A 14,436-nucleotide genomic window follows, 5' to 3' on the forward strand; every position below is an offset into this window, starting at 1 on the left:
CACGCCCGCTGACACCGGGCCAACGAAGAACTTTGAACCATGGCCACTATCCACGTAGACGGCAAAGAGCTCGAAGTCGATGGGGCAGACAACCTGTTACAGGCGTGTCTGTCGCTAGGCCTCGACATTCCATATTTCTGCTGGCACCCCGCCCTTGGCAGCGTTGGCGCTTGCCGCCAGTGCGCGGTCAAGCAGTACACCGACGAGAACGACACCCGTGGTCGTATCGTCATGTCCTGCATGACCCCTGCCACCGACGGCAGCTGGATCTCCATCGAAGACGAAGAAGCGAAAGTGTTTCGCGCCAGCGTCGTCGAATGGCTGATGACCAACCACCCGCACGACTGCCCTGTGTGTGAGGAAGGCGGCCACTGCCACCTGCAAGACATGACCGTGATGACCGGCCACAACGAGCGCCGGTATCGCTTCACCAAGCGTACCCACCAGAACCAGCAACTGGGCCCGTTCATTTCCCACGAGATGAACCGCTGCATCGCTTGCTACCGCTGCGTGCGCTTCTATAAGGACTACGCCGGCGGTACCGACCTCGGTGTGTTTGGCGCCCACGACAACGTGTACTTCGGTCGCGTTGAAGACGGCACCCTGGAAAGTGAATTCTCCGGCAACCTCACCGAGGTCTGCCCGACCGGTGTGTTCACCGACAAGACTCACTCCGAGCGCTACAACCGCAAGTGGGACATGCAGTTCTCGCCGAGCATCTGCCATGGCTGCTCCAGCGGTTGCAACATCTCCCCGGGTGAGCGCTACGGCGAACTGCGTCGGATCGAAAACCGCTTCAACGGTTCGGTCAACCAGTACTTCCTGTGCGACCGTGGCCGTTTCGGCTATGGCTACGTCAACCGCGAAGACCGCCCACGTCAGCCACTGCTGGCCGACGGCGCCAAGTTGAGCCTCGACGAAGCACTGGATAAAGCCGCTGACCTGCTGCGCGGTCGCAACATCGTCGGTATCGGTTCGCCCCGCGCCAGCCTCGAAAGCAACTACGCGTTGCGCGAACTGGTGGGTGCCGAGCACTTCTACTCGGGTATCGAAGCCGGTGAACTGGAGCGCATCCGCCTCGTGCTGCAAGTCTTGAACGACAGCCCGCTGCCGGTTCCGAACATGCGCGACATCGAAGACCATGACGCGATCTTCGTCCTCGGTGAAGACCTGACCCAGACCGCTGCCCGTGTCGCCCTGTCCCTGCGCCAGTCGGTAAAAGGCAAGGCCGAAGACATGGCCGACGCCATGCGCGTCCAGCCATGGCTCGACGCTGCGGTGAAAAACATCGGCCAGCACGCGCTGAACCCGCTGTTTATCGCCAGCCTGACCGCCACCAAGCTCGACGACATCGCAGAAGAATGCGTACACGCCGCGCCTGACGACCTGGCCCGCATCGGTTTCGCCGTGGCCCACGCCCTCGACGCCAGCGCGCCTGCCGTAGAAGGCCTGGACGCTGAAGCCGCTGAACTGGCCAAGCGCATCGCCGACGCCCTGCTGGCCGCCAAGCGTCCATTGATCATTGCCGGTACCTCGCTGGGTTCCAAGGCGCTGATCGAAGCCGCTGCCAACATTGCCAAAGCCTTGAAGCTGCGCGAGAAGAACGGTTCCATCAGCCTGATCGTGCCAGAGGCCAACAGCCTTGGCCTGGCCATGCTCGGTGGCGAGTCCCTGGACGCCGCCCTGCAAGCCGTGACCGACGGCAGCGCCGATGCGATCGTGGTACTGGAAAACGACCTGTACACCCGCACTGATTCGGCCAAGGTCGACGCAGCGCTGAACGCGGCCAAAGTGGTGATCGTTGCCGACCACCAGAAAACCGCCACCAGCGACCGTGCCCACCTGGTACTGCCCGCCGCCAGCTTTGCTGAAGGCGACGGTACCCTGGTCAGCCAGGAAGGCCGCGCCCAGCGCTTCTTCCAGGTGTTCGATCCGAAGTACATGGACGCCAGCATCCTGGTTCACGAAGGCTGGCGCTGGCTGCATGCCCTGCGCGCCACCCTGCTGAACCAGCCGATCGACTGGACCCAGCTCGACCACGTGACTGCCGCCACAGCCGCAGCCGCACCGCAACTGGCACGCATCGTCGACGCTGCACCGTCTGCCTCGTTCCGCATCAAGGGCATGAAACTCGCCCGTGAACCGCTGCGTTACTCCGGCCGTACCGCCATGCGGGCTGACATCAGCGTGCATGAGCCACGTACACCGCAAGACAACGACACCGCGTTTGCCTTCTCCATGGAAGGTTACTCGGGTTCGGTCGAGCCACGTCAGCAGGTGCCTTTCGCCTGGTCGCCGGGCTGGAACTCGCCGCAAGCCTGGAACAAGTTCCAGGACGAAGTCGGTGGCCACATCCGTGCCGGCGACCCGGGCACCCGCCTGATCGAAAGCACCGGTGACTCGCTGAACTGGTTCGCCAGCGTTCCGCGTCCGTTCAACCCGGCCCAGGGTACCTGGCAGGTTGTGCCGTTCTTCCACCTGTTCGGCAGCGAAGAGACTTCTTCCAAAGCCGCGCCGGTACAAGAGCGCATTCCAGCCGCCTACGTGTCCGTAGCCAAGTCCGAAGCCGACCGCCTGGGCGTCAACGACGGTGCCCTGCTCAGCGTGAACGTCGCCGGCAAGACCCTGCGTCTGCCGCTGCGCATCGACGAAGAGTTGGGTGCTGGCCTGGTTGCATTGCCAAAAGGCCTCGCGGGGATTCCTCCGGCGATCTTCGGCCTTACCGTTGACGGTCTGCAGGAGGCAGCTCAATGACCTGGTTCACCCCTGAAGTGATCGACGTGATCATCGCGGTGGTCAAGGCCATCGTGATCCTGTTGGCCGTGGTCGTGGCGGGCGCCCTGCTCAGCTTCGTCGAACGTCGCCTGCTGGGCTGGTGGCAGGACCGTTACGGTCCGAACCGCGTTGGCCCGTTTGGTATGTTCCAGATCGCCGCCGACATGCTGAAAATGTTCTTCAAGGAAGACTGGACCCCGCCGTTTGCCGACAAGGTGATCTTCACCCTGGCACCGGTCGTGGCCATGAGCGCCTTGCTGATTGCCTTCGCAATCATCCCGATCACCCCGACCTGGGGCGTGGCGGACCTGAACATCGGCTTGCTGTTCTTCTTCGCCATGGCCGGCCTGTCGGTCTACGCGGTGCTGTTCGCCGGTTGGTCGAGCAACAACAAGTTCGCCCTGCTGGGCAGCTTGCGGGCCTCGGCCCAGACCGTGTCCTACGAAGTGTTCATGGGCCTCGCGCTGATGGGCATCGTGGTGCAGGTGGGCTCGTTCAACATGCGCGACATCGTCGAGTACCAGGCGCAGAACCTGTGGTTCATCATTCCGCAGTTCTTCGGCTTCTGTACGTTCTTCATCGCTGGCGTCGCCGTGACTCACCGTCACCCGTTCGACCAGCCGGAAGCGGAACAGGAACTGGCCGACGGTTACCACATTGAATACGCCGGCATGAAATGGGGCATGTTCTTCGTTGGTGAATACATCGGCATCATCTTGATCTCGGCCCTGCTGGTCACGCTGTTCTTCGGCGGCTGGCACGGTCCGTTCGGCATCCTGCCGCAGCTGGCGTTCTTCTGGTTCTTCCTGAAGACCGCGTTCTTCATCATGCTGTTCATCCTGCTGCGCGCTTCCATCCCGCGTCCACGGTATGACCAGGTGATGGATTTCAGCTGGCGATTCTGCCTGCCGCTGACCCTGATCAATTTGCTGGTGACTGCTGCCGTTGTGTTGTTGAACACGCCAGCGGGCGCGGTTCAGTGAGGATTTGACCCATGTTCAAATATATTGGCGACATCGTTAAGGGTACCGGTACCCAGTTGCGAAGCCTGGTGATGGTGTTCGGTCACGGCTTTCGCAAACGCGACACCCTGCAATACCCGGAAGAAGCGGTGTACCTGCCGCCGCGTTATCGCGGCCGCATTGTCCTGACCCGCGACCCCGACGGCGAAGAGCGCTGCGTGGCCTGCAACCTGTGCGCCGTGGCGTGCCCGGTGGGTTGCATCTCGCTGCAGAAAGCTGAAACCGAAGACGGTCGCTGGTACCCGGACTTCTTCCGCATCAACTTCTCGCGCTGCATTTTCTGCGGCCTCTGCGAGGAAGCTTGCCCGACCACCGCGATCCAGCTGACACCGGATTTCGAGATGGCCGAGTTCAAACGTCAGGACCTGGTGTACGAGAAAGAAGATCTGCTGATCTCTGGTCCCGGTAAAAACCCTGATTACAACTTCTATCGTGTTGCAGGTATGGCCGTTGCCGGTAAGCCGAAAGGCGCCGCACAAAACGAAGCCGAGCCGATCAACGTGAAGAGCTTGCTGCCTTAAGGAAGAAAGATGGAATTCGCTTTCTATTTCGCATCGGGTATTGCAGTGGTGTCCACGCTTCGCGTGATCACCAACACTAACCCCGTGCACGCCCTGCTCTACCTGATCATTTCGCTGATCGCCGTGGCCATGACCTTCTTCAGCCTCGGCGCACCGTTCGCCGGTGTACTGGAAGTGATCGCCTACGCCGGCGCCATCATGGTGCTGTTCGTGTTTGTGGTGATGATGCTCAACCTGGGGCCGGCGTCTGTCGCCCAGGAACGCGTCTGGCTCAAGCCCGGCATCTGGCTCGGCCCGGTGATCCTCGCAGCCCTGCTGCTGGGTGAACTGCTGTATGTGCTGTTCGCTCACCAGAGCGGCCAGGCCATCGGCCACACCACCGTAGACGCGAAAGCCGTGGGCATCAGCCTGTTCGGCCCGTACCTGCTGGTGGTCGAACTGGCTTCGATGCTGCTGCTCGCTGCAGCCATCACCGCCTTCCACTTGGGCCGCAACGAAGCCAAGGAGCAATGACGATGCCTGCTATCCCTTTGGAGCATGGTCTGGCGGTCGCCGGCATCCTGTTCTGCCTTGGCCTGGTCGGCCTGATGGTTCGCCGCAACATTCTGTTCGTGTTGATGAGCCTGGAAATCATGATGAACGCCGCGGCACTCGCGTTCATCGTGGCCGGTAGCCGTTGGGGCCAGCCGGATGGACAAGTGATGTTCATCCTGGTGATCAGCCTGGCAGCCGCCGAGGCCAGTATTGGCCTGGCGATCCTGCTGCAACTGTATCGTCGCTTCCACACGCTTGATATCGACGCTGCCAGTGAGATGCGCGGATGAACATGATCTTTCTGACTTTCGTATTTCCCCTGATCGGTTTCCTGCTGCTGTCGTTCTCCCGTGGACGCTGGTCGGAAAACCTCTCGGCCCTGGTCGGCGTGGGTTCCATCGGCCTGTCGGCAATTGTCGCCGCCTACGTCATCTGGCAATTCAACGTCGCACCGCCTGAAGGCGGTCACTACACCCTGGTGTTGTGGCAGTGGATGTCGGTGGAGGGCTTCAAGCCCAACTTCGCCCTCTACGTCGACGGCCTGTCGATCACCATGCTCGGCGTGGTGGTGGGTGTGGGCTTCCTGATCCACCTGTTCGCGTCCTGGTACATGCGCGGTGAAGCCGGTTACTCGCGCTTCTTCGCCTACACCAACCTGTTTATCGCCAGCATGCTGTTCCTGGTGCTGGGCGATAACCTGTTGTTCCTGTACTTCGGCTGGGAAGGCGTGGGCCTGTGCTCGTACCTGTTGATCGGTTTCTACTACAGCAACCGCAACAACGGTAACGCCGCACTCAAAGCCTTTATCGTGACCCGGATCGGTGACGTGTTCATGGCCATCGGCCTGTTCATCCTGTTCCAACAGGTGGGCACGCTGAACATCCAGGAACTGCTGGTGCTGGCACCGCAGAAATTCCAGGTCGGCGACTTCTGGATCACCCTGGCTACCCTGATGCTGCTGGGTGGCGCTGTCGGTAAATCCGCACAACTGCCGCTGCAAACCTGGCTGGCGGATGCGATGGCCGGTCCTACCCCGGTTTCGGCACTGATCCACGCCGCAACCATGGTAACCGCCGGTGTCTACCTGATTGCCCGTACCCACGGCCTGTTCACCCTGGCGCCGGAGATTCTGCATCTGGTGGGCCTGGTGGGTGGCGTGACCCTGGTACTGGCAGGTTTTGCTGCCCTGGTTCAGACCGACATCAAGCGTATCCTCGCCTACTCGACCATGAGCCAGATCGGCTACATGTTCCTGGCCCTGGGCGTTGGCGCCTGGGACGGCGCGATCTTCCACCTGATGACCCACGCCTTCTTCAAGGCCCTGCTGTTCCTTGCTTCCGGTGCGGTGATCGTTGCCTGCCACCACGAGCAGAACATCTTCAAGATGGGCGGCCTGTGGAAGAAACTGCCGTTGGCCTACGCCAGCTTCATCGTCGGCGGCGCGGCCTTGTCGGCCCTGCCACTGGTGACCGCAGGTTTCTACTCGAAAGACGAAATCCTCTGGGAAGCCTTTGCCAGCGGTAACCACGGCCTGCTGTACGCCGGCCTGGTAGGTGCGTTCATGACCTCGCTGTACACCTTCCGCCTGATCTTCATCACGTTCCACGGTGAAGCCAAGACTGAAGCCCACGCAGGCCATGGCATTTCCCACTGGCTGCCACTGTCGGTGCTGATCATCCTGTCGACCTTCGTCGGCGCCATGATCACCCCGCCACTGGCCGGTGTTTTGCCGGAAAGCGCCGGCCATGCCGGTGGTGCAGCCAAGCACAGCCTGGAAATCGCCTCGGGCGCCATCGCCATCGCGGGTATCCTGCTGGCGGCCCTGCTGTTCCTCGGCAAGCGCCGCTTCGTCACCGCCATCGCCAACAGTGGCATTGGCCGCTTCCTTTCGGCCTGGTGGTTCGCTGCCTGGGGCTTCGACTGGATCTACGACAAACTGTTCGTCAAGCCGTACCTTGCGATCAGCCACGTACTGCGCAAAGACCCGCTCGACCAAACCATCGGTTTGATCCCGCGTGCCGCCAAGGCCGGTCACACCGCCCTGAGCCGCAGCGAGACCGGCCAATTGCGCTGGTATGCAGCTTCCATGGCGGCCGGTGCCGTCCTGGTAATCGGCGCCATCATCGTGGTCGCGGTCTGACTATGCACATTGCGAACTTTGCGAACTTGCGAAAGGAAACGAGCCCGTCATGATTCTGCCCTGGCTAATCCTGATCCCCTTTATCGGCGGCCTGCTCTGCTGGATGGGTGAACGCTTCGGCGCCACCCTCCCCCGCTGGATTGCGTTGCTGACCATGTCCCTGGAACTCGCGCTCGGCCTCTGGCTGTGGGCCCACGGTGACTATTCATTTGCTCCGGCACCGGGTGTCGATCCCACCTTCGCGCTTGAATTCAAGCACGTGTGGATCCAGCGCTTCGGCATCAACGTGCACCTGGCCCTCGACGGCCTGTCGCTGTTGATGATCCTGCTGACCGGCCTGCTGGGTATCCTCTCGGTACTCTGCTCCTGGAAAGAGATCCAGCGTCACGTGGGCTTCTTCCACCTGAACCTGATGTGGATCCTGGGCGGCGTTGTCGGCGTGTTCCTCGCCCTCGACCTGTTCATGTTCTTCTTCTTCTGGGAAATGATGCTGGTGCCGATGTACTTCCTCATCGCGCTCTGGGGTCACAGTTCTTCGGACGGCAAGAAAACCCGGATCTACGCGGCGACCAAGTTCTTCATCTTCACCCAGGCTTCCGGCCTGATCATGTTGGTGGCGATCCTGGGCCTGGTACTGGTCAACTTCAACAGCACGGGCGTGATCACGTTCAACTACGCCGACCTGTTGAAAACCAAGATGTCCCTGACCACCGAGTACATCCTGATGCTGGGCTTCTTCATCGCGTTCGCGGTGAAGCTGCCGGTGGTGCCATTCCACTCCTGGTTGCCTGACGCTCACGCCCAGGCGCCGACTGCAGGTTCCGTAGACCTGGCCGGTATCCTGTTGAAGACGGCGGCCTACGGCCTGCTGCGTTTCGCCCTGCCGCTGTTCCCGAATGCCTCGGCCGAGTTCGCGCCGATCGCCATGACCCTCGGTCTGATCGGGATCTTCTACGGTGCGTTCCTGGCCTTCGCCCAAACCGACATCAAGCGTCTGATTGCCTTCTCGTCCGTTTCCCACATGGGCTTCGTACTGATCGGCATCTACTCCGGCAGCCAACTGGCGCTGCAAGGCGCCGTGATCCAGATGCTGGCTCACGGTGTGTCGGCAGCGGCACTGTTTATCCTCAGCGGCCAACTGTACGAGCGCCTGCACACTCGTGACATGCGCGAGATGGGTGGCGTGTGGTCACGTATCGCCTACCTGCCGGCCATCAGCCTGTTCTTCGCCGCCGCATCCCTGGGCTTGCCGGGTACCGGCAACTTCATCGGCGAGTTCCTGATCCTGATGGGTGCCTTCGTGCATACGCCGTGGGTCAGTGCGATCGCTACGTCTGGCCTGGTGTTCGGTTCGGTCTACTCGCTGATCATGATCCACCGCGCATACTTCGGTCCGGCCAAGTCCGACACCGTGTTGCACGGCATGGACGGTCGCGAACTGATCATGGTGCTCGGCCTTGCGGTACTGCTGGTGTTTATCGGCGTGTACCCGCAACCGTTCCTGGATACTTCTGCCGCAACGATGCATGGCGTGCAGCAGTGGTTCGGCACCGCCTTCTCTCAACTCGCTTCGGCCCGGTAAGAGCGCTATGGAATTCACGATCCAACACTTTATCGCGCTTGCGCCGCTGCTGATCACCAGCCTCACCATCGTGGTGGTGATGCTGGCGATCGCCTGGCGCCGCAATCACTCGCAAACGTTCCTGCTGTCCTGTGCGGGCTTGAACCTGGCCCTGCTGTCGATTATCCCGGCACTCAAGGTCGCGCCACTGGCCGTGACCCCGCTGATGATGGTCGATGACTTCGCGCTGCTGTATATCGCGTTGATCCTGGTTGCTACCCTGGCCTGCGTCACGCTTGCCCACGCCTACCTCGGCGAAGGCGGCACCGGCTACCCGGGCAACCGCGAAGAGCTGTACCTGCTGATCCTGCTGGCTGCGGCCGGTGGTATCGTGCTGGTCAGCGCGCAGCACCTGGCCGGCTTGTTCATCGGCCTGGAACTGCTGTCGATCCCGGTCTACGGCCTGGTAGCGTATGCCTTCTTCAACAAGCGCTCCCTGGAAGCCGGCATCAAGTACATGGTGCTGTCGGCTGCCGGTTCGGCATTCCTGTTGTTCGGTATGGCCCTGCTCTACGCAGAAGCCGGCAGCCTGAGCTTCAGCGGTATCGGTCACGCCCTGGCAGCCTCCGGCAGCCCAGCGCCAATCGCCCAACTGGGCCTGGCCATGATGCTGATCGGCCTGGCGTTCAAGCTGTCGCTGGTGCCGTTCCACCTGTGGACCCCGGACGTGTACGAAGGCGCCCCGGCGCCGGTGGCTGCTTTCCTGGCTACCGCGTCGAAAGTCGCCGTGTTTGCCGTGATGGTGCGTCTGTTCCAGATCTCCCCTGCGGCCAACACCGGTGTACTCAGCAACGTGCTGACCATCATCGCCATCGCTTCGATCCTGTTCGGCAACCTGCTGGCGCTGACCCAGAACAACCTCAAGCGTCTGCTGGGTTATTCGTCCATCGCGCACTTCGGTTACCTGCTGATCGCCCTGGTGGCGAGCAAGGGCCTGGCGATGGAAGCCATCGGCGTGTACCTGGTCACCTACGTGATCACAAGCCTGGGTGCATTCGGTGTGATCACGCTGATGTCCTCGCCTTACAAAGGCCGCGACGCCGACGCCCTGTACGAATACCGCGGGCTGTTCTGGCGCCGTCCGTACCTGACCGCCGTACTGACCGTGATGATGCTGTCCCTGGCGGGTATCCCGCTGACTGCGGGCTTCATCGGCAAGTTCTACATCGTGGCCACCGGTGTTGAAGCGCACGAATGGTGGTTGGTTGCTTCCCTGGTACTGGGCAGCGCCATCGGCGTTTTCTACTACCTGCGCGTGATGGTGACCTTGTACCTGATCGAGCCAAACCTGCGCCGTGTGGACGCCGAGTTGCACTGGGAACAGAAAGCAGGCGGCGTGATGCTGCTGGCAATCGCCCTGCTGGCGTTCTTCCTGGGTGTGTACCCACAACCGTTGCTCACCCTGGTGCAGCATGCGGTGATGGCGGGTTGATCGCTTAGTTAAACGCAGCAAGCAAAACGGCGCCTTCGGGCGCCGTTTTGCGTTTCTGGCGTATTAATTTGTTGTCTGACACACAAAGGGAATTTTCCTCGTCGAGATGCCTCCCCTTCCGGCATCACCCTGCCTGGGTCGCTCGTATCGTGGTTGCGTTTTAGGAAACATCCCACAGCAGGGTCACTTGACCCACCGCAGATGGGCCACCAAACTATACGCAGGCTACGTACAGAACATGGATGCTCTATTTATCGAATTGCCGGCCTTTGAGCGGCACCGCAGGGATTATCTGAGTGATGAGTTATTTCACGGCTTTCAACAAGAGTTGATGAGAAACCCGCAAGCGGGCAACGTGATAGAGGGAACCGGCGGGTTACGCAAGGTGCGCTTTGTCGACGAGCGACGCAACAAGGGCAAACGGGGTGGCCTGCGAGTCATCTATTACTGGTGGTCGGGCGGTACGCAGTTCTGGCTGTTCACCCTTTATGGCAAACACGAACAGGACGACCTGAGCGCTCAACACAAAACGGCGCTCAAACACCTGCTGGACAGGGAAATCAAAGCGAGAAAATCTTATGAAACGTGACATCTTTTCCGAACTGGTCGAAGGCTTCGACGCGCTGGCAGATGAACGAGAAGGCAAGGTAACGCTGCGCAGCCACAAGGTGCAGTTGAGCAAGCTGGCACCGCTCACTGCCGACGAAGTAGTCGCTGTGCGTCAACAACTCAATCTGTCGCGCTCGGTGTTTGCGATGTACCTGCGCACCAACACCCGGACCCTGGAAAATTGGGAGCAAGGCCGGGCCACACCCAATGCTCAGGCGGCAACCTTGATTCGGCTGGTGTCGAAGTTTCCGGAGACGGTGGAACGTTTGGCGCTGTTGACCTGATCGATCAATCCAGCCAAGCCCGTCGGCAACGGGACGTTGCCGATGGCTCAAGCCTGCAATCAAATCCTGAACTGCCCCACCAACTGACCCAACCGCTGCCCCAGGTCCGCCAGGCTGCGGGAGGTCTGGGCACCCTGTTGGGTTTCATCGGCCACACTGTCAACCGCCACCGCGATCTGATGCACGCTGCGGTTGATCTCTTCGGCCACGGCGGTTTGTTCTTCCGCCGCGCTGGCGATCTGCGCGTTCATCGAGTTGATGGTGCCGATCAGCTGCGCCATGGTGTCCAGGGATGCTCCGGCTTCGTTGGCCTGGGCCGATGTGCCGTCACCGGCGTCACTGGAACGGCGCATGGACTCCACGGCGGCTTCGGTGCCTTTTTGCAGGCGGTCGATCATGCCCTGGATCTCCTGGGTGCTTTGCTGGGTGCGGCTGGCCAACGCCCGTACTTCGTCGGCGACCACGGCAAAACCACGACCGGCCTCCCCTGCCCGCGCGGCTTCAATGGCGGCGTTGAGGGCGAGCAAGTTGGTCTGTTCGGCAATCGAGCGGATCACGCCAAGCACGCTGACAATCGACGACACATCCTGCTGCAAGCTGTCCAGGGACACGCCGCTGCTGCGGATGTCGTTCACCAGCGCGTGAATCTGCGCGATGCTGCCATCCACGACTTTTTTCGCGGCCTGGCCTTCGGCGTCGGTTTGCTGCGCAGCGACGGCTGCGCCTTGGGCACTGCGCGCCACTTCATGGGCCGCGGAGGACATTTCGTTGATCGCGGTAGCCACCTGGTCGGTCTCGTGTCGCTGGCGCTCCATGGCCTTTTCCGAGCGGTTGGCTTGCTCGGCGACCTGGCTCACCAGGCCGGTAAGCTGGGAGGTCATCTCGGTGATCTGGCGTACCAGGCTGTGGATCTTGTCGACAAAGCGGTTGAAAGAGCCTGCCAGTTCGCCAAGCTCGTCCTGGCTGGTGATGGCCAGGCGGCGGGTCAGGTCACCCTCACCGGCGGCAATGTCGTCGAGGTTGATCTTCATCAGGTGCAACGGCCGCAGGATGGTATTGGCCACCAGCATGCCCACGGCGGCAATCACCAACAGCACCACCACGGCAATGCCGATGATGCTCAGCACCACGCCTTCCATGCGTTTCTCCACCTTGGCCTGAACCTCGGCAACCTGGGCGTCGATGCCGTCCAGGTTCACCGAGGTACCGATCACCATGTCCCACTTGGGCAAGTATTCGGTGTAGCCAAGCTTCGGCACCAGCTCGGTCTGGCCGGGCTGCGTCGAGCTGTATTGCAGGTAGTGGGTGCCGTCCTTGCCGACTTTCACCAGGTCGCGGTTGACGTAGACGCCGTTCGGGTCGCGGTTGTCCTTGAAGCTTTTGCCGACGCCGTCCGGGCTGTTGCCCTTGAACAGGCGAATGGTCTCGGAGTCGTAGCCGAAGAAATAACCGTCCTTGCCATAGCTGGTGTTGGACAGCAGCTTGACCACTTGCGTCCGTGCGGCCGTATCGCCTTGGGCGGCAGCGTCGTACAGCGGCTTGATGGTGGTCATCGCCACCTCGACGTAGCCGCGCAAGGTGGTCTTGGCGTCGTTGAGCAGGTTCTGACGGGTTTCTTCGACCTCGTTGCGGGCCTGCTCCCGAAGGATCCACACCGTGGTCAGGCTGATGATCACGGCAAACAACAACACGGGCAGGACAGCAAGGGACAGTACTTTGGCCTTTAGACTCAGACGCATGGCTCTTCTCTCTTGAGGGACAACTCAAGAGGTTAACGGCTAGTTACAATAAATCTGTAGGACAATCCCGTCAGAGCGTCATCGCGGCAAACCAGCCAAACGCCAGCAGCGGAATGTTGTAGTGCAGGAAGGTCGGTACCACGGTGTCCCAGATATGGTGGTGCTGGCCATCGATGTTCAAACCGGAAGTCGGGCCCAGGGTGGAGTCCGACGCAGGCGAGCCGGCATCACCCAATGCCCCGGCCGTGCCGACGATGCACACGATCGCCAGCGGGCTGAAGCCCAGCTGCACGCACAGCGGCACAAAGATCGCCGCCAGGATCGGCACCGTGGAAAACGACGAGCCGATGCCCATGGTCACCAGCAAGCCCACCAGCAGCATCAGCAGCGCGCCCACACCGCGGCTATGGCCGATAAACGCCGCGGAGGCTTGCACGAGTGTCTGCACTTCACCGGTGGCCTTGAGCACTTCGGCAAAGCCTGACGAGGCGATCATGATGAAGCCGATCATCGCCATCATCTTCATGCCTTCGGTGAACAGGTCATCGGTGTCGCGCCAGCGCACGATGCCCGACACCGAAAAGATCAGGAACCCGGCCAGGGCGCCAATGATCATCGAGTCCAGCCACAGCTGGATAATGAACGCCGCCGCAATCGCCAGGCCGGCCACCAGCAGGGTCAGCGGGTTGTAGTGCACCGCCACCTGCTCGACTCGCTCGATCTTCTCCAGGTCGTACACACGCTTCTTGCGGTAGCTGACAAACACCGCCACCAGCAAACCGACCACCATGCCCAGCGCTGGGAGGCCCATGGCATGGGTGACATTGACCTGGCTGATGTCGACACCGCTCTTGGCCACGTTGGCCAGCAGGATCTGATTCAGGAAGATGTTGCCGAAGCCCACCGGCAGAAACATGTAGGGCGTGATCAGGCCGAAGGTCATGACGCAGGCGATGAGACGGCGGTCCAGCTGCAGTTTGGTCAGCACATATAAAAGCGGCGGTACCAGCAGCGGGATAAACGCGATGTGGATAGGCAGGATGTTCTGCGAGGCGATGGCCACCACCCAGAGCAGACCGATCAGCAGCCATTTGACGTGACTGCCGCCCGTGGCTTCCTGGCGATCCACCAGCAGCAGGGCTTTATCGGCCAGCGCATGGGCCAGGCCGGATTTGGCAATCGCCACGGCGAACGCGCCGAGCAGCGCGTAGGACAACGCCACCGTCGCACCGCCACCCAGGCCGCTGTTGAACGCCTTGAGCGTCGCGTCGATACCCAGGCCGCCGGTCAGGCCACCCACCAGGGCGCCGACAATGATCGCGATCACCACATGCACGCGGGACAAGCTGAGCACCAGCATGGTGCCGACCGCGGCGATTACTGCATTAATCATCGTTACCTCAAGACAGAAAACATGAAAAAAGCACGCACCTGCCCGGGCTGCTGTCGGGAACGGCTGCCGCAAACCAGGTTTTAAGGGAGTTTTATTAGAGGGCGCGCACTTTGCAGCACCCGGCCTGCCTTGTCAAAAAAGTGGGGAGAAGGTTTGTCAGTGGTTAGGGGATTTGTCTGTGGCGAGGGGGCTTGTCCCCCGTTGGAGTGCGCAGCGCTCCCGCTTTTCTTGGGGCCGCTAAGCAGCCCAACGGGGGACAAGCCCCCTCGCCACACAAACAGGTTTAAATTGATCGTTTGAATAAAGAAAATTTCCGAGCCGCCGATACAGGCAGATCGTCTCTGTCGTATCGAAAGGTTAAGGAAG

General features: G+C 61.1%; 12 protein-coding genes. 10 read left to right on the plus strand and 2 right to left on the minus strand.

All coding sequences use genetic code 11. The annotated features are described in order from the left end of the window. Window positions 1-39: 39 nt before the first annotated feature. The 10 genes from nuoG to V6607_RS20510 all read left to right on the plus strand — a co-directional run bounded on the left by nuoG (window position 40) and on the right by V6607_RS20510 (window position 10,938). A complete protein-coding gene (gene nuoG / locus V6607_RS20465; protein WP_008432794.1) occupies window positions 40-2,754 on the plus strand; it encodes an NADH-quinone oxidoreductase subunit NuoG in 2,715 nt (904 codons plus the stop codon). Beyond that, a complete protein-coding gene (gene nuoH, locus V6607_RS20470; protein ID WP_003219563.1) occupies window positions 2,751-3,758 on the plus strand; it encodes an NADH-quinone oxidoreductase subunit NuoH in 1,008 nt (335 codons plus the stop codon). The genes nuoG and nuoH overlap by 4 nt, the downstream gene beginning before the upstream one ends. Before the next feature lie 11 nt (window positions 3,759-3,769). Beyond that, entirely contained in the window at window positions 3,770-4,318 is a 549-nt protein-coding gene (gene nuoI, locus V6607_RS20475) for an NADH-quinone oxidoreductase subunit NuoI (RefSeq protein WP_003174725.1), read from the plus strand. 9 nt (window positions 4,319-4,327) lie between these two features. Beyond that, window positions 4,328-4,831, plus strand: coding sequence for an NADH-quinone oxidoreductase subunit J (nuoJ, locus tag V6607_RS20480; protein ID WP_003219561.1), 504 nt, complete (start codon window positions 4,328-4,330; stop codon window positions 4,829-4,831). Between the two features lie 2 nt (window positions 4,832-4,833). After that, a complete protein-coding gene (nuoK, locus tag V6607_RS20485; RefSeq protein ID WP_003219560.1) occupies window positions 4,834-5,142 on the plus strand; it encodes an NADH-quinone oxidoreductase subunit NuoK in 309 nt (102 codons plus the stop codon). Beyond that, window positions 5,139-6,992 carry an NADH-quinone oxidoreductase subunit L gene (gene nuoL / locus V6607_RS20490; protein ID WP_003219559.1) on the plus strand — a complete coding sequence of 618 codons (1,854 nt, stop codon included), beginning with the start codon at window positions 5,139-5,141 and terminating at the stop codon, window positions 6,990-6,992. The genes nuoK and nuoL overlap by 4 nt, the downstream gene beginning before the upstream one ends. A gap of 49 nt (window positions 6,993-7,041) precedes the next feature. Beyond that, a complete protein-coding gene (nuoM, locus tag V6607_RS20495; protein WP_003219558.1) occupies window positions 7,042-8,574 on the plus strand; it encodes an NADH-quinone oxidoreductase subunit M in 1,533 nt (510 codons plus the stop codon). Window positions 8,575-8,581: 7 nt separating this feature from the next. Next, entirely contained in the window at window positions 8,582-10,045 is a 1,464-nt protein-coding gene (gene nuoN / locus V6607_RS20500; RefSeq protein ID WP_003219557.1) for an NADH-quinone oxidoreductase subunit NuoN, read from the plus strand. Between the two features lie 238 nt (window positions 10,046-10,283). Further along, window positions 10,284-10,634, plus strand: a complete 351-nt coding sequence (locus V6607_RS20505; RefSeq protein WP_032899042.1) for a toxin — start codon at window positions 10,284-10,286, stop codon at window positions 10,632-10,634. Further along, window positions 10,624-10,938, plus strand: coding sequence for a transcriptional regulator (locus V6607_RS20510; protein WP_003219555.1), 315 nt, complete (start codon window positions 10,624-10,626; stop codon window positions 10,936-10,938). The genes V6607_RS20505 and V6607_RS20510 overlap by 11 nt, the downstream gene beginning before the upstream one ends. Window positions 10,939-10,997: 59 nt before the next feature. Here the strand turns inward: V6607_RS20510 and V6607_RS20515 are convergent, their stop codons facing one another. Beyond that, window positions 10,998-12,677 carry a methyl-accepting chemotaxis protein gene (locus tag V6607_RS20515; RefSeq protein ID WP_134326934.1) on the minus strand — a complete coding sequence of 560 codons (1,680 nt, stop codon included), beginning with the start codon at window positions 12,675-12,677 and terminating at the stop codon, window positions 10,998-11,000. 70 nt (window positions 12,678-12,747) lie between these two features. After that, entirely contained in the window at window positions 12,748-14,067 is a 1,320-nt protein-coding gene (locus V6607_RS20520; protein ID WP_161635727.1) for a Na+/H+ antiporter NhaC family protein, read from the minus strand. Between the last annotated feature and the right edge of the window lie 369 nt (window positions 14,068-14,436).

The sequence above is a fragment of the Pseudomonas sp. KK18 genome, assembly GCF_037094675.1.
Classification (GTDB): Bacteria; Pseudomonadota; Gammaproteobacteria; order Pseudomonadales; family Pseudomonadaceae; genus Aquipseudomonas.